Genomic DNA, 17033 nt, shown 5'->3' with positions numbered 1-17033 from the left:
AAACACTACAATATTACAATATTAATTTGATTTGACATATATTTTTGATAAATAATTGTTTCTACTATTTAATTGAAATGTTTGATTCTAATATGCCATATATATATTTATGCGCATAGATACTATTCGTAATACGCGGAAGATCTTATTATGGTCAGCATAATGAAAGCATTATCCGTACGCGGACATTTCGATCTGTCAGCAGAGCGAGATCTGGAGATTGGGGCCAATCATCCTATTGCTACGAGCTTGACCTATCTTCTTTCTGTCGAATTGGGTGAGGTGCTCCCGTTTTTGGGCCAGCGGGAGCTGGAATTTTCCGGGGTTTTGGCTCAGTTCGGCGGGGGTGCCGATGAGCCGTTCATCAGCGAGATCGGCACCTTATTGCCGATCGCACCATGCGGCCGAAACTCATTATAGATCCTATGCAAGCTCGCCGCGGAGCTTGATAATCTGCCTCCGCTTTTTAAGGAGGATGATCATGAGCGCCGAACGTGCCAACGATTGCTATGTCGCCCTTGAACTCAGCCAACGCACATGGCTGATCGGTTATCTTCTGCCCGGCTCAGATACGGTTCAGACTACGGCAGTAGCCGGCGGTAATGCCGAAGCTCTTCTGTCGGCACTCGGACGGATCGAAAGCCTGGCACGAGCTCGGTCGCATGCCGGATGTGCCTTGGGGTCGATGCGGGTCTGCTTCGAGGCGGGTTATGATGGCTTCTGGCTTGCCCGTTTTCTTATCGATCGCGACATCGATACTACAATCCTCGACCCATCCAGCTTTCTGGTTTCGCGACGAGGCCGACGTGTGAAGACAGATCGCGTCGATGTCGAAGCGATGGTGTTCACGCTTAAGGCATATCTGCTCGGAGACAGATCGGTTTGTCGACCTGTTCGGCTGCCCTCAGTCGCGGAGGAAGACGCGAAGCGTCTTTCTCGGGAACGCACGCAATTGAAGAAGGAGCGCACGCGGCACGTCAATCGTATCCGCGCCTTGCTTGTGCTCCACGGTATCCGCTCTGTTCCAGGTCTTTGGGGAGGACGCTGGAAGGAGGCACTTTCGAATATCCGGACCGGCGATGACAGGGAATTAGGGCGGTTCATCTTCCGTGAGCTTTGCCGCCAGTTTGAACGGCTCGATCTCGTGCACTCGCAGCTCAAGAGCTTGGAGAAGGAGCGCATTCAGGCTTGCGAGACCGAAGGAGCCATCAACGGCAACGCGAAGATCAGGGTGCTGAAGCAGCTTGACGGCATCGGTGAAGCCGGCGCCACGCAGTTGGTCGTCAAAGTGTTCCATAGAACATTCAAGAACCGAAAGCATCTGGCCTCTTACCTCGGACTGTCACCCAGCCCCTATTCCAGTGGGGACGTCCATCGGGATTAAGGCATCAGTAAAGCCGGAAACAAACAGGCTCGAGTGATGCTCGTCGAACTGGCCTGGTGCTGGCTAAAGTACCAACCGCAAAGCCAGCTGACGCGATGGTTTCGCTCCCGCTTCTCGGGGCATGGAAGTCGGTCCGGGAAGATCGGAATAGTCGCCTTGGCTGGCAAACTGGCAATAGCATTATGGCGTGTGTGGATGCCCCCGGTTTGGCAAGAAGATTTTTTGACGGCAGTCAGCGAACGAGGAATTCTATCGGTCGTGTGTCAGGCCTCTTGATGTGGCCTGATTAGCCACGGGCCGGGATGCAGTTCGAAGAACAGAGGCCACATCGGTTCAGAGAGCTTTGTGCTCGAGCGCCGGGACTGGTTTACCCCATTCTGAACATTGAAGTCCTTTCCGCATCGTTCCGTCAGTCGATCTTCTCACCGGGGCTTTTGGCCCCAGGCATTCACCGCCTTGTTCTTCGAGAAGAACAGCGGATCACGCCATTCTGTAATTCTGCTCCCTAGTCATCATCGCCCAGATGATGCGGGCCATCTTGTTTGCGAGTGCGACAGCCGCGACCATTCGCGGTTTTCGTCCCATAACGCCTCCTAGCCAATTATCCGGCAACACGCCCTTACGTACGATCCAGCGGATCAGGCTCATGGCGCCGACGATGAGCAATTTACGGATATCCGTTTGCCCCATCTTGCTAACGCCTCCCAGCCGGGTCTTTCTTCCCGTTGAATGCTGGCGGGGTACGAGGCCGAGCCAGGCAGCAAAATTCCGGCCACTCTTAAATGCGCGAAGATCGGGAGCAAACGCGAGGATCGCTCCGGCGGTCACGGGTCCGACGCCGAGAACAGTGCAAAGTCGACGCATTTCTTCATTCGCTTTGGTCGCTTCTCGAAGTTTCAGCATCAGCCCGTCGATTTTCTCGGTCAGCAGCCTGATCTGGTCCAGGTAAAGCTGGCCAATCTCTCTAACTCCAGCAGGAAGATCATTTGTGTCATCGGCCAGAATTCCCACTACCGTAGTGAGATTGGCGGGTCCTTGAGCAACGATGACCCCGAATTCGCCAAGATGCCCACGCAGCGCATTGATGAGCTGGGTACGCTGGCGCACGAAGCACTGGTGCGTTCGAAACGCCACCGCTCGGGCTTGATGTTCAGCGCTCTTGACCTCGACATAATGCATGTTCGGTCGTTGTGCAGCCTCCGCGAACGCCGCTGCATCGGCCGCATCGTTCTTTTGTCGTTTGACGAACGGCTTCACATAGATCGGCGGAATTAGCCGCACATTATGGCCACAGCCTTTAGCAACGCGGCCCCAGAAATGGCTGGTGGTAAAAGCCTCCATCGCGACAACGCATGGCAACTGCTCGTTCCAAAGCTGCAATAGTCGAGCTCGCGAGAGAACTCGGTTAAATAGAACCGCCCCGCCGCGATCCGTTCCACAGACTTGGAAGCTCCGCTTCGCGAGGTCGATCGCAAGGATATGCACCTGTGTCATCTGCTTTCCCTCCGTGAGCGCCACAATGGCGCTAGGCAGGCATCATACGCCGATGCCGGCCGGAAGGGGGCATCCACCCCATCAGTTCAAATCCATCCGCATTCCGCGCTCAAGATGGCTTCCCCTCGGCAGTTCATCGGGGCTAAATCAAACTAGCCGACTTGTCCGGTTAAATGGGGTGCACTCGACCTGCCAATCTGCCGCCAGAGGTATTCGTCAGGGACCCTCGGGCAGGAGCGGCGGACAGAGCTCGATCCGCAGCTGGGAGAATCACGCTACATCGTTCTTTGTCGACCGTATGGCGCTTAGACTACCAAGAATCTGCATTCGGCGACGAGCTTGCCTTCGTAGTTTTCAGAGCCGGCAAGGTCAGAAAAGATGGAAATCCTGCTGGTCTCTGCACTGCAATACTCCGGTATTTGCCTCGATGGTGATCCAAGCCAAAGTCAAAATGGTTCCGATCTGCATCAATCAGTCAGAATCGCTCTGTCGTCCTGAGGTACCGCCGGGTTCTTTTAGTGTTGTAGTCGGCAGATGTTTTTGACGTCTCCTCGCGAACGGACGACGGCGACATCTTCTATGCCCTGACCTTCTGCAAACGGTACCAGCACTGAAAATCCGCTCAAATTGTACAGCGGCATTTTCAGCTGCGAATTAACCTCGTCCCGCGGTGTTCTCAAAGCCTCGACATACGTTGGTTTGCCATCAGATGCGGGCAGTTGAACATAGATCCGCTCACGGACGTTGCTGTCACCATCTGCGGGGATAACCCAGCCGGCCAGCTTGGCAATACGAACGCCATTTTCCTCAGCGATCTCGCGGATATCGATAGCACCGTGGCATTCCGTGGTAACCGCGCCTTCGTCGTTGAACGCAGTCCCGGGGAATGCGATTTTGCAGTCGTTGACAACAGCGGTATTCCATTTTCTTTGCGACACAAAGTCGGCGAATAGGGCGGCATCTTGAGTGTTCTTGCTGCAGGACACGAAGCCACCAAGCTTGTCTTTGTCGAGGTATTTGTCCGGATTTGCCAAAACATCGCCCGTTTGGGTGAGCCAGTCAGGAATTGTGAAAGATTTACGCTCCGCAAAATAGGAAAATGTCGAGCTCCAATCGTTTCCGAGTGCGATAAACTGTCCGTCTTCTGTCGTAGCATTCTTAAGCGATTTCCCAACTGCGATGTCACGATCATAGCTGCTAAAGCGCTGGGATATAGCCGGGTAGTATTTTATGCCGAAATAGACGTAGTTCGATGCGACGATAAAAAGAAAAAATCCAGTGATCGCCTTTGGGGCATAGCTATAGATTGTCCCAAGTGCCAATGCAGCAGCGAAAAGAAGGAAAGCAAGGTTGGCCGACTGATAGTAGGTATGTACTATATGCAGATTGGGGAACATGAAAAACGGCAGAAAACCAAGCGCGAGCGCGATGCTAAATAGCGCAAGTTCAGTTTTTCGGCCCTTCTTTATGCACCAAATGGGAAAATAAATGAACAATATCAATCCAACGACGGCTCCGATATTGCCGACGAATACCCGCATCAGGATGACTTTTTCGTAGAGTGGTGGTGCGAACCTCTCGGCGAATGTGCCCCAGTTCCAGGCGCTCAACCGGGCAGATGTCAAATATTCGCCCAATAAATTCAGTGATTTTTGGTCGTCGGTAAATTTAACCCAGATGTATGCGATCACAACCGGGACCAGAAAACCAAAAACCGGTGGGGCGACAACTCTCAATTTGAAGAGCGATTTAAATCCTTCTGCATGACGCAGCGTTACGTAAGCATAGATCAACGCTGCCACGACGAGTACAGGCAATGCGGTTGTTGATTTCTGTAGCAAGGCAAGCGTGGCGCACAACAGCAAAAGAGCGTTGCAAATGGCCGTAAAGCCCTCACGCAAGCCGAGCGTAAAATAGTATAAAAAAGCGATGGTGAAGAAAAGCGCGGTCGTCTCGATCATGAAAGACCGGCCCCAGTATAGATAGACGGGAGAAGACAGGATCAGCGCTGCAAATATGTAAAATGTCTCGCGGTTCAGCTTGAGAAGTCGAAAGATTCCGGCAATCGGCCAGAGGCATGCCAATAAAAACAGATAACTTACCAGGCGGCCCACGACATCAAGCGACAGGTCGAATGTTTTTGCGATAACGGCAACCAGCCCCTGGTAGAGCGGAAACTCAAACGGTATCGCCCAAGGTCTGCCACCGACCGGTGTTTGATAAGCGAAGGTGAATCCTTCTTTTATAATCCAGTAAGATGTCAGCGCCGTCTGCGTCTGGCGAAACGCATACATATCGAGCGGCTGCTGACTGACGTAATAAAGCGAAAAAAAGGCAGATATGCACAGTGTGGCAAATGCCACCAATGCCAAACGCTGATTAATTAATTTCATCATTAAACTGCTGCCTTCTGCTTCAAGCTCGCTGAGCTATCTCGTTTGGGCTGGAAATTGTCAAGCTAGTTGGAGCCAGGTTGATTCAAGGTAATGGATGACCTATTCGCGGCGGCGTTGCTCGAAATTCGTTTGCAGGCGCAATTTTCAATTCCGTAAATGAGCGGATAGCAATAGGGCGCTTATTTTCGTATAGGCGGTAACGAAGCGACGCGAGAGAGCAAAGGCGATTATGAATTTCAACCTTTCATCTGAGGGACAGAGTTCCAAAGCGAATGACGCCCTGTCCGCTTTACCCATCGTGGTTGATTTGGACGGAACGCTTCTTCTGTCGGATACGCTTTATGAGGCCGCAGCGCTCTCGTTGTTCCGGAAACCTTTTGCGCTGTTGTCGGCTCTGCCAACCCTTTCACATGGTCGCCATGTCCTTAAAGCTACGATCGCCAAACAAGTTGATCTCACTTCGCTTGTTTTGCCTTTCCGTGAGGATCTTGTGAATTGGTTGCGCCAGAGAGCGGGTGAGGGGCATGCTCTGCATTTGTGTTCCGCTGCCGACCAGACGATCGTCGATGTCGTTGCGGCGAAGGTAGGCATATTCGAATCCGCGGTTGGATCGAGCGAGAGCAACCTGAAAGGTCCAGCCAAAGCAAGCTATCTGGCCTCGCGTTTTCCCGACGGTTTCATCTATGTGGGCGACAGCAGCGCAGACCTGTCGGTTTGGGACGCAGCGGATGCGATAGTTTTGGCGGGTGCGAGCGACGGCGTTGCCGCAAAGGCGAGAAAACTAAACAAGCCCATTATTGCCGAGTTCTCCACGCCGCCGATCGGGATGAAAGAGTTTTTGAAGGCAATTCGTGTCCATCACTGGACAAAAAATGTTCTGATTTTCGTTCCGTTGATCCTCGCGCATCAGTGGGCAAATGCAGCTTTGATAGTTGAAACGCTTCTGGCGTTCCTTTGCCTGCTGGCGGTAACATCCGGTACGTATCTCTTGAACGATATTGCCGATCTGCATGCGGATCGACAGCACTGGTCGAAACGCAACCGGGCTATGGCCAGCGGCCGTTTGTCGATAAGATTTGGCTTCGTGCTTGCTGTGGCGCTTATTGTCATGGGTTTTGTTGCCGCGGCCCTGCTTTCATTGCAATTCGCTTCGGTGCTTTTGGGTTATTTCGTCGTCACAGGCAGCTATTCGCTTGGGCTTAAACGTATTCCTCTGCTCGATACGTTAATAATCGGCCTCCTCTTCACATCACGCGTTGTGATGGGTGCCGTGTTGCTTGAGCAATCGCGCCCAGCCTGGCTGCTGACATTTGCCGTGTTCTTTTTCTTTTCGCTGGCAGTCGCGAAACGACACACCGAGATTGTGCGGGCGTCCACCAGTGGTGCCGCCAGTCTGAAAAGCCGGGGTTATGAGGTGGGAGACGCGCCGCTTACGCTTTCGCTCGGCGTGAGCGCGGCAATGGCGTCGCTCGTTGTTCTCGTTATTTTCATCTTGCTGGAGATGCTGGCAGGCAACGAATATGCTCGTCCCGAATTCCTGTCTGCCATTCCCGTTCTTCTATCGATGTGGCTTGGGCGCATCTGGATATTGGCGCATAGAGGCCGCATGAATGACGATCCCGTCAGCTTCGCCATCCGGGACAAAACGAGCATCGGGCTCGGTGTCGTCATTGCAATCGTTTTTCTGGCAGCGCTATGAGCCGTTTTGCATCTACCTCTGACGTTAGTTCGTGGGGCGGCGTCCTGAGGACGCGTCATATGTTGTCGCAGCCGAGTTGGCGAGACGAATTGCCGGCATTGATGGATGCAGCGCGTCAGCAGGATATCCCGCTGCTGGCATGCGGTCTGCGTCGTTCCTATGGTGATAGCGGCCTCAACCCGGATGGAGGGTTGATCGACATGACTGCTCTCGACCGGATGATTCACTTCGATCCTCAAACCAGGCTTCTGCGTGCAGAAGCAGGTTTGTCAATTGATACGATCCTCAAGATCATTGTGCATCAAGGATACTTTGTACCGGTGACCCCCGGAACCCGGTTTGTAACGATAGCCGGCGCTATCGCGAACGATGTGCATGGTAAAAACCATCACAGAACCGGGACGATAGGCCGCTGGGTAAGGCGCATCGGCTTGCTGCGGTCTGACGGACAGGAAATCGAATTGGGTCCGGACGACAGCACGGGCCTGTTTGCAGCGACAATTGGCGGGTTGGGACTTACCGGGCTGATAACATGGGCTGAACTGGAGGTCATACCCATCCAGAGCGCTATTATTGAAGCTGAAAACATCCCATTTGCTAATACAAAAGAATTTTTTCGTCTGGCCGAGGAGAGCGAGGCGGATTTTGAATATAGCGTTTCATGGATTGACTGCCTTTCTGGCGGCGACAAGCTGGGGCGCGGGATTTTCACGCGTGGAAACCACGCCAAACTTGGCTCCCGCTTGCTGGATAACGGCAATACCGCGCTCACCATGCCTGTTAGTTTGCCGGGCTTTGCTATGAACAGCTATTCCATTCGCGCTTTCAATGCGGCCTACTTCCACCGGGGCAGCAAGAAAAGCGGGAAAACCAGAGCAGGTATTTATCCTTTCTTTTATCCGCTGGACTCGATCGGTCGCTGGAACCGTATGTATGGCAGAAGGGGCATGTATCAATACCAGTCGGTTGTCCCTCCGTCAGTACAGGCGGACGCGACGAATGAGATGTTGAAAACGATCTCTGCGAGTGGACAGGGCTCATTTCTTGCGGTCCTTAAGACATTTGGTTCGATCCAGTCGCCCGGGATGCTTTCGTTTCCACGCGAGGGCACAACTTTGGCATTGGATTTTCCCAATCGGGGAGAAACGACGCTAAAGTTGATGGACAGGCTGGATGCTATTGTGATGGAGGCCAAAGGGCGCCTTTATCCCGCGAAGGACGGCAGAATGCCGGCCAGAGTATTTCAAGCCGGTTATCCGGATTGGCATCTTTTCTCAAAACATATCGATCCGGGATTTCGTTCAGGTTTTTGGACGCGGGTGACTCAGGGTTAAAGGAAAAACAATTGCGAATTATTCTCTTGGGAGCTACGTCCTCCATCGCTATGGCGACTGCGCGGATTTATGCCGCTGAAGGCGCATCCATTCTGCTTGTCGGTCGCGATATGGGCCGTTTGGAACAAACTTCGGCCGATCTGAGGAGCCGCGGTGCAGGTCGCGTTGAGATTGCTACCTGCGACCTCGCGACGCCAAGTGACGCAGCTGCTCAGCTGCAGGGTTTCGCCGACCAGATCGGTGGTGTCGATCATATTATCCTGGCCTACGGTATTCTGGGTGATCAGCATGAGGCGGAGCGGGACACAGAACGCGCTGAAGAGATTTTGAGGGTCAATTTCAATTCTGCCGCCGCCTGGTGCCTGGCGTCGGCAGATTTGCTTGAGCGACAGGCGAGGGGCGCCCTGGTGGTTATCGGATCGGTTGCGGGGGATCGCGGGCGTCGGGCTAACTATATCTATGGTGCGGCTAAATCCGGATTGGCGGTACTCGTGCAAGGTATTGCACATCGTTTTGCAAACAAGGGGCCACGGGCTGTTCTGGTAAAACCCGGTCCGACAATAACGCCGATGACAGATGGCATGAATAGGACCGGCCTTCTTTGGGCGAAGCCCGAGCAGATTGCGGCGGTGGTTCATGCCAGCGCGCTACGCGGCGGGCCGGTCGCCTATGCGCCTGGGTTCTGGCGTTACATCATGCTGGTTATCCGAAATATCCCCAGTCGCATCTTCAATCGGATGGAGATATAATGAAGAAAATCCTCATAACTGGCGCTGCGGGCCTGGTGGGCCAAAATATTATTGCGCGCCTCAAGGGTGTCGACGGGCTTGAGATTATCGGCATCGACAAACACCCAAGCAATACAGCCTTGCTGCGCCGGCTGAACCCTGAAATTGAAGTCATAGAAGCTGATCTGGCCGTACCTGGAGAATGGCAAAATTCGTTCCGGGGCGTGGACGCCGTTCTGCTTAATCAAGCACAGATCGGTGGTCTGGACGAACACGAATTCATCGAAAACAATGTCACCGCGACAGAGAATATCGTAGTGGCGATGCGTATGCATAAAACACCTTATTTTGTGCATATCTCGTCTTCGGTGGTAAACTCAAAAGCTGATGACTTCTATACGCGATCAAAAACGGCTCAGGAACAGTTCATCGATACTGTGACGGATATCCCGCATGTGATTTTGCGTCCGACGCTGATGTTCGGCTGGTTCGATCGTAAGCATCTGGGATGGCTTCGCCGGTTCATGGATCGCACGCCCGTCTTTCCGATTCCCGGCGACGGCAAGTTCATCAGGCAGCCTTTGTATGTCGGAGATTTTGCTGCGATCATCATCTCTTCCATGGAGAAGATGCCGACCGGGACCTACGATATTTCGGGGCTGGAGCAGGTTTATTATGGCGATCTGATAAATCTGATCCACAGCACCGTAAAGCCCAAGGCCCGGATCATCAACATCCCCTACAGGGTATTCTGGTGGCTTCTTTTCGTTTATGGAAAGTTGAGTTCCAAGCCCCCTTTCACAACCAGCCAACTCGAGGCGCTCGTGATACCCGAAACATTTCCGGTGATCGATTGGCCGGCCGTCTTTGGGGTTGAGGCTACTCCGTTGCGCAAGGCAATCAGTGAGACCTATTTGCACCCGACATACAGCAAGATTGTACTGGATTTTTAGGAGACAATACTAATGAGCCGCATTGTGGTGATCGGGGCGGGGGCCATGGGGCTTGCCGCGGCACATCGTGCCGTAAGTTTGGGCCACGAGGTCGATTTGATTGAGAGCGACGCGGTAGCCGGCGGAATGGCCGCCCATTTTGATTTTGGCGGACTGTCGATTGAACGATTTTATCACTTCGTCTGTAAGTCCGACGAGCCGACATTTGCACTGATGCGGGAGCTCGGCATCGCCGACCGCATGAAGTGGCGCGGAACGTCGATGGGATACTTCATGAAAGGCCGGATTCATCCTTGGGGTGATCCAATCTCCCTTCTGCGGTTCCCGCATCTTAGCCTGATCGCGAAATTCCGTACGGGACTTCAAATGTTCCTGACGACGAAAGCGCGCAATTTTTCGAAGATTGAACATAAAACCGCGCGGCAGTGGCTTGAACAGGGTTCCGGCAAAGAAGTGTATGGTACACTTTGGAAGCGTTTGATGGAATTGAAGTTCTACGAACTTGCTGACGATATTTCCGCCTCCTGGATCGCAACGCGCGTGCGTCGTATAGGCAACTCCCGGCGCTCGATATTTCAGGAGGAACTTGGCTATATTGACGGTGGAAGCCAGGTCTTGGTCGATGCGCTTGTCGACGCCTATACGGAGAAAGGCGGGCGCTTGCATCTCGGCGCTGCCGCCGAACGGATAGAATGTGCGGACGGCAAGGTGGCAGGAGTACGGACGAAGGAGCGGTTCTTTCCCGCCGATGCTGTCGTTTCCACCCTGCCGACGCCGTTGGTCTCCCGCTTGGCGCCTGATCTCCCCGAAGCGTCGAAAAAGAAATACGATGATATTCGCAATATCGGCGTGGTTTGCCTTCTCTTCAAATTGAAGAAGTCCATCAGCCGCCATTTCTGGATCAATATCATCGATGACACCATCGAGATACCCGGGCTGATTGAGTTTTCCAATCTTCGCCCCGTGAGCGACACAGTCGTTTATGTGCCGTATTACATGCCGACGACAAATCACAAATGGAGCTGGAGCGACCAGCAGTTTATCGATGAGGCTCTGGGATACATAAAAAAAGTAAATCCCGATGTAAACGACCACGATGTTATCGAAGCGAAAGTTGGCCGTCTCGCCTATGCGCAACCAGTTTGCGAGCCAAATTTCTATGATAAATTGCCGCCTGTCCAGACGCCCATTTCGGGGCTTCAGATTGCCGACACTTCCTATTATTATCCTGAGGACCGGGGCATTGCGGAAAGCGTGAGGCTTGGCAGAGCGATGGCTGAAGCCGTGCCGAGATGAGATCGATTTCCGGAATGATCTCATCACCTTTCGTTCGCTTCGTATTGTCAGGTGGTATAGCTGCCGGCGTTAATGTTCTTTCGCGGGCAGTGATATCCACAATCACCAGCTATTCTGCTGCAATCGTGATAGCCTACCTCATCGGCATGACGACGGCCTATGGCCTCATGAAACTATTCGTTTTCGAGGAATCAGGTCGCCGACCTGGGGCGGAATATTTGCGCTTTGGTTTGGTGAACATGGTTGCGTTGGCCCAGGTCTGGCTCGTGAGCGTCGGATTGGCCAGATGGCTGTTCCCACTCGCTGGGTTCGGTTTTCATCCAGAGGCGATAGCGCATGTGATTGGTGTTTTGAGCCCGGTTGCAACGAGTTATTTCCTGCATAAGTACTTTACCTTTTCATTGAAATAACAACGAACCAAAATAAGCGCCAAGCAGAAACCGTTCAGCGCGGGTAATTCCACGGCATGAGTGCACCGAGATCGCTGCTGGGCCAGCCTTTTGCGATGCACTCGGGGTCTGGGTGAGCCAGGCCTGCGGATCGACGTTGTTCATCTTGGCCGTTTATGCCGACCGTCGAACTATGCCGAGTGTGTCTTCTATTGTTTGTAGCAAACCGTGCGTTCCCGGCCAGTTCGGCGGGTCGCTGTTGTTTGGCACTCGGCATACTTCTCATGCTCAGAGTATCCGTCCGAGCAGGGCCGCAGGATTTTGAGCGCCGCGCGTGGTAACATGGGCTCATGGAGATCGACGAGGACAAGATCGACGATGCCGTTTTGGCGCTGTTATGGCTGACGCTGCATAATGAGCGTTGCGCCTAGAAGGGATTCGACTGGGCAGCAACGGATTGGCTTCACAAGAAAGGCATAATCGGCGACCCGGTCAACAAGTCGTAGTCTTTGATCCTGACCGATGAAGGCTTGGAGCATTCAGAAGCGTTGTTCCGGAAGTTGTTTACGCGGGCGGTGGAAGACCTCAGACACCAGCATTACAGCGCTCAGGCTGCCAATACCCTTAAGCGTGGCGATGCGGTGAACCTTTTCAACGTTGGGAATGCCAAGGGTACAGTCCTCCAAACCTTCTTCGAGCTGACGGTCGAGATCATGGATATGGGTGTGGACCAGTTCAAGGCGTTCGAACTCCCTCGATAGTCCTGCTGCAAGGAACTTGCCGAGTGGTTGGTCACCGGCTGTTCTGACCACCTGTAAGCCAGTTACCTCCCCTGAGAGCCTTGACCACGACGATACCGTGAAGATTGTTAATCCCGTCATCGCCGAAAGCGCCGCCTTCACATGTCGTGTTTCAAGCAAACCACCTAATGACCTGCAGCAATGAGAGCCGCGTGTAGCCATTAGGACAACCTTCCCCGCTTCAAGGCCGATGCGTTCTACAGGAAAGCCCAGTTGATCAAAATACCCAACCAGGCATTCTGGCTCGCTGCCTACCTTAACCCCGCGAACCAGCTTGCCTGTTGCGTCGACAACACACATGCTGCACTCTTTCAGCGAGACCTCGATTCCTGTATAATATGAATGGCCGAGCCTCTCATGATGCTTGAGGCCGTTCCTTCGGACCTCGGTCCAAAACATCATCATTCTGAGGGACAGCCAACCAACTGGCTACTCGCGAAGTGCCGGCCCATTACGGCATCTAGGGTGGCGTTATCTCAACGTTGAACCCTTCCGATTTGCAAACGGCATTAAATAACCTCTCTATCGCATGAGCGAAGGTCCCATCGATCATCCCCCGCTCAACATCAAAGAGTTCGCCATCAATTTTCTGCAAAGGCATCAGTGAGGCAGGCCTAAACCAGAACATCGATCCAGCAGGAAAGTCCCCCCACCAATCTTTGATACCAAGCTCGTCTGCAAGTCTCTCAACGTGAACTTGGTTCGAATGCATATTTTTCTCTGAATGTGCGATGAGCGACGCCGAGGGAACCAGCATTCCGATATGATCGTCCGCTGTCATTTTTTCTACGCTAGCCTTGGACAGTAACGCGGAAAGTGCCGACCGACGTAGCAGTTCTCCATCATTACGATATATCGACGCCTTTCCGTGTATCTTGCAAATTGCGACGTAATTTAGATGCGCGATTTTCCTGAATACATGGAGAAATGGCCGTATGTCGCGCCCTCTGTTGTCTACAAACTCAATGATTGCATTAGGCAACTCAGACTTTAGTTTTTTTGCCAGAGACAAAGATGTGACCGTGACATAGACATCGGGGGAGTAATCCTCAATGCTATTTAAAGCTTTAAGGACGTCTGAACACGCAGACTCGTAGTGGATGTGAACCAACACCGCGTACTTGGATTGAGTGTCTTTTGGATAGCGGGGATTTTGAAACTCGTCACCGCGGGCATCATAGTTCTCCATTACGCCTCGAGTGGCTGCCAAATAGCCGAATCCATGCTTACGGTCAGGCTCAAGGTGTGTGCCCTCAGCCCACTCGTTCCAAGCATTGACGAACATAATGCGCTCCGATGGAGACAAGTCAGGGTCCTTGACGACCCGCTCGGCATTATGGGAAAGCCAGTGACTGAAATCTTTCAATGAGAAGTTTTCAAACAACGTGGCCTTGTCACCCCGCCGGGCAGTGTTGTCCCAAGACAGCATCGCGGTCGGGAAAACCTTATATCCCTTGTTTGTCCTAGTGACGGCATCAGAAACGACTTTCTTGTAGTCGCATATACTCCCAGTAAATTCTGGCCTCAGGTTTTTGACTTCGTGGGAAATGTCGACCAATGGCGCCGTGTGAGGCGGAAATTCCATCGCTGCATCAAAGCCGAATTCGCGAGGATCGCTGTGCCCGAAGTTCTGAGCACAAACACAATAGAGGCCCGGAAAACCAAATGCTTTGGCTTGTTCGCGCCAAGCGTCTAGAGTTGCAGCCATATCCGGTATAATCGCGGCGCGGTAAACTATAAATAGAGGCTTGCCATCGATCTTAATGTATCGCGCATCTTCCAAGAAAGGTCGTAAGTACTCCAGCATCGCCCGCGAGTCTTCCAACGAGTGATCTTGGGCGATAAGTATCTCGTGTTCCTGCCCATCCCATCGTCTGGTCCAGTTTTCATTGGCCCAGATCATGCAGAAAGGGATATCAACCTTCGGGTTTGCCAGCATCTGCTGGAGTGGCAAGTCCATAAGAACTTTGCCAGCAAACCAGTAGAAGTAATATGCAAATCCAGACACGCCGTAGGACTGAGCCAAACGCGCCTGTTCCTCCATTATCTCCTTCACTCGCAGATCGTAGTAACCCAGGTGTATCGGATAATGCGGTTGATGGTGCCCCTCAAAAAGCGGCTGCGATTTGCTGACGTTTGTCCATTCTGTGAAGCCCTTACCCCACCACATGTCATTTTCTTTAAATGGATGAAATTGTGGTAGATAAAACGCAATAAGCTTCGGGTCAGTCTTGATCGGTGAGTAATCTCGATACTCTACAAATCCCTCTTCCACTGCCGAGTATTGCACCGCCGGAACAGCCGCAGTTTCCTGTTGAGGATGGCTGGGAATTGCAGTAGTTTGCTCGGCAAGCGACGGCAGGTAATCGCCTAGGCTAAATCGCTCTGGCCATACCTTTTTCGATTTACCTTTCCACTTTCGAATCGAGTTAGACCACCGCCGTAGCGATCTTGTCCGAAGCCACCACTTGTCACCGACAACTTTATTCCCATCGTCCGCAACCCTTTGGAGTAGGGCTTTCACCTCATCAGGCGTCATCTCCTCGAGACTAGTGCCTTCACCGAGATTTCGCGCGTCAGGCAGCATGTTTCGCAGGCGCCGGATCAAGCGGTCACGCTCGGAGGCTACCTCGTTTATACGATTGACGAGATACTCACGATCAACTTTAACCTGACTAAGCTCATTACTCACTTGATGGAAGGTCTTTCGAATTTCTTCCATTTTCTCAGGTTGCAAGCCACTAGACAAATACTCAAACAGAGAGTGAGCGATCTGAGGTAACTCAACATCTGACGCCAAAATGACATCATACATTTGGTCAGGGAAGCCAACAAACACCTCGTCGTCCCGATAGGATACGATCTCGGAAGCTGATTCACTTGCCGCAATAACCGATGCAGTAACTACGCGTTGCCCATAATGGGCAATGTTTTCGAAATAGCGGCTCACAAGTTCTTTGAACTCGGCAGTATACAGTTCACGTACATGGAACGGATTGTTGTAGTTGGGCTTGTCAGAATAGATATACTTATTGGGGCTCGAGATAAAAAGAACGCCGCCCGGTTTAAGGACACGCTTTATTTCAGCCATCATCTGATCGTGTTCGATCAGGTGCTCAATTGTCTCAAACGAAATCACAACATCAACGGCGTCGCTATCCAGCGGAATTTTCGTTGCGCTGCCACAGATGAAGCGTAAGCCATCCTTCGAATATTTTAATTTTGCGTGTTCCACAGCTTCTTGCGAAACATCCACACCGGTGACACTTTTTGCCGATCGCGCCAGGATAGCCGAGCCGAACCCTTCACCGCTTGCAATGTCGAGGACATCCTTACCGGAAACAAGATTAAGAGCCAGATGGTAACGATGGTAGTGCTCGAGCTCAATTATCCCTTGGAACTCCGGCAGGAATCTTTCGCCATCGGGCTTCAGTCCCGTTTCTTTCATCAAACGCTTCCCATGCTAAAAGGGGCAATCCCCATCGTCTCGATTTTCGAGCAATGATTAGCGAAGCCATGTTTGTCAAGGTGACTAGCGGTTCAACGGCTTGAACAAACGTGCAGCCTCGGTTTTTTTGCGTGGGAGGACGACCTTGTTTTCCAACTGGTGAAAATATAGTACGCCTGCTCAACTCGGCGACGAGTCGGCTGGCCAAAAGGAATGAAGAAAATGCAATGCGTAGTATGTGGAAACAATCACTTTGCGGCTGGTCGAGTGCTGTGGGATGAATTGGTCAATGAATGGCAAATATCTCAGCCAGAGCGCGATTACATTGATCGCCAACAAGGAACGAAATGTACTGCCTGCGACTGCAATATCAGGAGTCAAGCTCTCGCAAAATCAGTTCTAAGCCATTGGCATCATAGTGGTGTTTTTTCGGATTTCATCAAAATAGCGTCAGATCTGAGCGTGCTAGAATTAAACGAGGCCGCTCAATTGACGCGTTTCCTAGCAGAAGCACCTAACCGAGTTCTTGGAGAGTATCCAAAAGTGGACATGTGTGCGTTACCGTACGCCTCTGAGAGCTTTGATCTTGTAATACACTCCGACACCCTCGAACACGTACCGAATCCAGTCTTGGCACTCAGGGAATGCCGCCGTGTACTGAAGCAAGGGGGACTGCTTGCCTTTACTGTCCCAGTTATTGTTGGACGGCTCACGCGTACTCGGGATGGATTACCTCCCAGTTACCATGGTGCACCCGGGGACAATGCCAACGACTACGTAGTAGTGTCGGAATATGGGGCCGATATGTGGCAGCAACTAATAGATGCCGGTTTCGATGAGGTGAAAATTACGACATTCGATTATCCAGCTGGTATCGCCGTTAGCGCTTCGAAAGGCCTTCTCGAAATTAAGCGTGAGCGCACGTTCTTTCAAAAGATCTTAGATAAATGTAAGCGAGGCTCTTCCCGCAAATAACCACCGAGACCGGGTAGACGCCCAAAAACTGAAGTCCGTTGAGCATGGACATAGTGTGCCATCTCCCCTGCTGGAAATCAGTCGACATTGGAACGAAAAGTGTTCTTGGATTGAATGACGTCGTGCATGGGTTACCG

General features: G+C 52.2%; 12 protein-coding genes and 3 pseudogenes. 10 read left to right on the top strand and 5 right to left on the bottom strand.

Annotated features, from left to right (window positions below):
* Window positions 1–150: 150 nt before the first annotated feature.
* Window positions 151–420, top strand: a complete 270-nt coding sequence (locus ACQZ63_RS12610) for a hypothetical protein (RefSeq protein ID WP_448799304.1) — start codon at window positions 151–153, stop codon at window positions 418–420.
* A gap of 61 nt (window positions 421–481) precedes the next feature.
* Window positions 482–1384, top strand: coding sequence for an IS110 family transposase (locus ACQZ63_RS12605; protein ID WP_448799235.1), 903 nt, complete (start codon window positions 482–484; stop codon window positions 1382–1384).
* Between the two features lie 480 nt (window positions 1385–1864).
* Here ACQZ63_RS12605 and ACQZ63_RS12600 read toward each other — a convergent pair whose 3' ends face one another.
* Window positions 1865–2878, bottom strand: coding sequence for an IS110 family RNA-guided transposase (locus ACQZ63_RS12600; RefSeq protein WP_448799234.1), 1014 nt, complete (start codon window positions 2876–2878; stop codon window positions 1865–1867).
* A gap of 515 nt (window positions 2879–3393) precedes the next feature.
* Window positions 3394–5274: a hypothetical protein gene (locus ACQZ63_RS12595; protein ID WP_448799233.1), complete on the bottom strand. Its 1881-nt coding sequence runs from the start codon at window positions 5272–5274 to the stop codon at window positions 3394–3396.
* A gap of 229 nt (window positions 5275–5503) precedes the next feature.
* On the opposite strand from ACQZ63_RS12595, the gene ACQZ63_RS12590 reads away from it, so the two are divergent.
* The 6 genes from ACQZ63_RS12590 to ACQZ63_RS12565 are packed head-to-tail and all read left to right on the top strand — an operon-like array spanning window position 5504 to window position 11694.
* Complete coding sequence (locus ACQZ63_RS12590; RefSeq protein WP_448799232.1) at window positions 5504–6973, top strand: UbiA family prenyltransferase; 1470 nt, start codon at window positions 5504–5506, stop codon at window positions 6971–6973.
* 59 nt (window positions 6974–7032) lie between these two features.
* On the top strand, window positions 7033–8307 hold the full coding sequence (locus ACQZ63_RS12585; protein ID WP_448799231.1) for an FAD-binding oxidoreductase: 1275 nt from the start codon (window positions 7033–7035) through the stop codon (window positions 8305–8307).
* Between the two features lie 11 nt (window positions 8308–8318).
* The gene (locus ACQZ63_RS12580) at window positions 8319–9056 is read left to right on the top strand and encodes an SDR family NAD(P)-dependent oxidoreductase (protein WP_448799230.1); all 738 of its coding nucleotides are present in this window, start codon (window positions 8319–8321) and stop codon (window positions 9054–9056) included.
* A complete protein-coding gene (locus ACQZ63_RS12575) occupies window positions 9056–9988 on the top strand; it encodes an NAD-dependent epimerase/dehydratase family protein (RefSeq protein WP_448799229.1) in 933 nt (310 codons plus the stop codon). The genes ACQZ63_RS12580 and ACQZ63_RS12575 overlap by 1 nt, the downstream gene beginning before the upstream one ends.
* 12 nt (window positions 9989–10000) lie before the next feature.
* A complete protein-coding gene (locus ACQZ63_RS12570; protein ID WP_112291528.1) occupies window positions 10001–11284 on the top strand; it encodes an NAD(P)/FAD-dependent oxidoreductase in 1284 nt (427 codons plus the stop codon).
* Entirely contained in the window at window positions 11281–11694 is a 414-nt protein-coding gene (locus tag ACQZ63_RS12565; RefSeq protein ID WP_448799228.1) for a GtrA family protein, read from the top strand. The genes ACQZ63_RS12570 and ACQZ63_RS12565 overlap by 4 nt, the downstream gene beginning before the upstream one ends.
* A gap of 34 nt (window positions 11695–11728) precedes the next feature.
* Here the strand turns inward: ACQZ63_RS12565 and ACQZ63_RS12560 are convergent.
* Window positions 11729–11847: pseudogene (locus ACQZ63_RS12560) on the bottom strand (transposase domain-containing protein); the annotation flags it as partial.
* A 176-nt stretch (window positions 11848–12023) separates the two neighbouring features.
* Here ACQZ63_RS12560 and ACQZ63_RS12555 point away from each other — a divergent pair.
* Window positions 12024–12245 (top strand): annotated as a pseudogene (locus ACQZ63_RS12555) (DUF6429 family protein); the annotation flags it as partial.
* Between the two features lie 306 nt (window positions 12246–12551).
* On the opposite strand, the pseudogene ACQZ63_RS12550 reads toward ACQZ63_RS12555, so the two are convergent.
* Window positions 12552–12773, bottom strand: a pseudogene (locus tag ACQZ63_RS12550) (IS110 family transposase); the annotation flags it as partial.
* A 160-nt stretch (window positions 12774–12933) separates the two neighbouring features.
* Window positions 12934–15921 carry a glycoside hydrolase family 99-like domain-containing protein gene (locus ACQZ63_RS12545; protein ID WP_448799227.1) on the bottom strand — a complete coding sequence of 996 codons (2988 nt, stop codon included), beginning with the start codon at window positions 15919–15921 and terminating at the stop codon, window positions 12934–12936.
* A gap of 213 nt (window positions 15922–16134) precedes the next feature.
* Between ACQZ63_RS12545 and ACQZ63_RS12540 the strand changes: the two genes are divergently transcribed.
* A complete protein-coding gene (locus ACQZ63_RS12540) occupies window positions 16135–16896 on the top strand; it encodes a class I SAM-dependent methyltransferase (protein ID WP_448799226.1) in 762 nt (253 codons plus the stop codon).
* Window positions 16897–17033: the final 137 nt, after the last annotated feature.

This window comes from Agrobacterium sp. CG160-95 (genome assembly GCF_053521725.1).
Note: the sequence above shows the minus strand (reverse complement) of the source record. Positions and strands in the feature narration are given on the sequence as shown.

Coding starts and splice junctions, on each gene's coding strand:
- ACQZ63_RS12610 (WP_448799304.1), top strand. CDS start 151: ATGGTCAGCATAATGAAAGCATTATCCGTACGCGGACATTTCGATCTG.
- ACQZ63_RS12605 (WP_448799235.1), top strand. CDS start 482: ATGAGCGCCGAACGTGCCAACGATTGCTATGTCGCCCTTGAACTCAGC.
- ACQZ63_RS12600 (WP_448799234.1), bottom strand. CDS start 2,878: ATGACACAGGTGCATATCCTTGCGATCGACCTCGCGAAGCGGAGCTTC.
- ACQZ63_RS12595 (WP_448799233.1), bottom strand. CDS start 5,274: ATGATGAAATTAATTAATCAGCGTTTGGCATTGGTGGCATTTGCCACA.
- ACQZ63_RS12590 (WP_448799232.1), top strand. CDS start 5,504: ATGAATTTCAACCTTTCATCTGAGGGACAGAGTTCCAAAGCGAATGAC.
- ACQZ63_RS12585 (WP_448799231.1), top strand. CDS start 7,033: ATGTTGTCGCAGCCGAGTTGGCGAGACGAATTGCCGGCATTGATGGAT.
- ACQZ63_RS12575 (WP_448799229.1), top strand. CDS start 9,056: ATGAAGAAAATCCTCATAACTGGCGCTGCGGGCCTGGTGGGCCAAAAT.
- ACQZ63_RS12570 (WP_112291528.1), top strand. CDS start 10,001: ATGAGCCGCATTGTGGTGATCGGGGCGGGGGCCATGGGGCTTGCCGCG.
- ACQZ63_RS12565 (WP_448799228.1), top strand. CDS start 11,281: ATGAGATCGATTTCCGGAATGATCTCATCACCTTTCGTTCGCTTCGTA.
- ACQZ63_RS12545 (WP_448799227.1), bottom strand. CDS start 15,921: ATGAAAGAAACGGGACTGAAGCCCGATGGCGAAAGATTCCTGCCGGAG.
- ACQZ63_RS12540 (WP_448799226.1), top strand. CDS start 16,135: ATGAAGAAAATGCAATGCGTAGTATGTGGAAACAATCACTTTGCGGCT.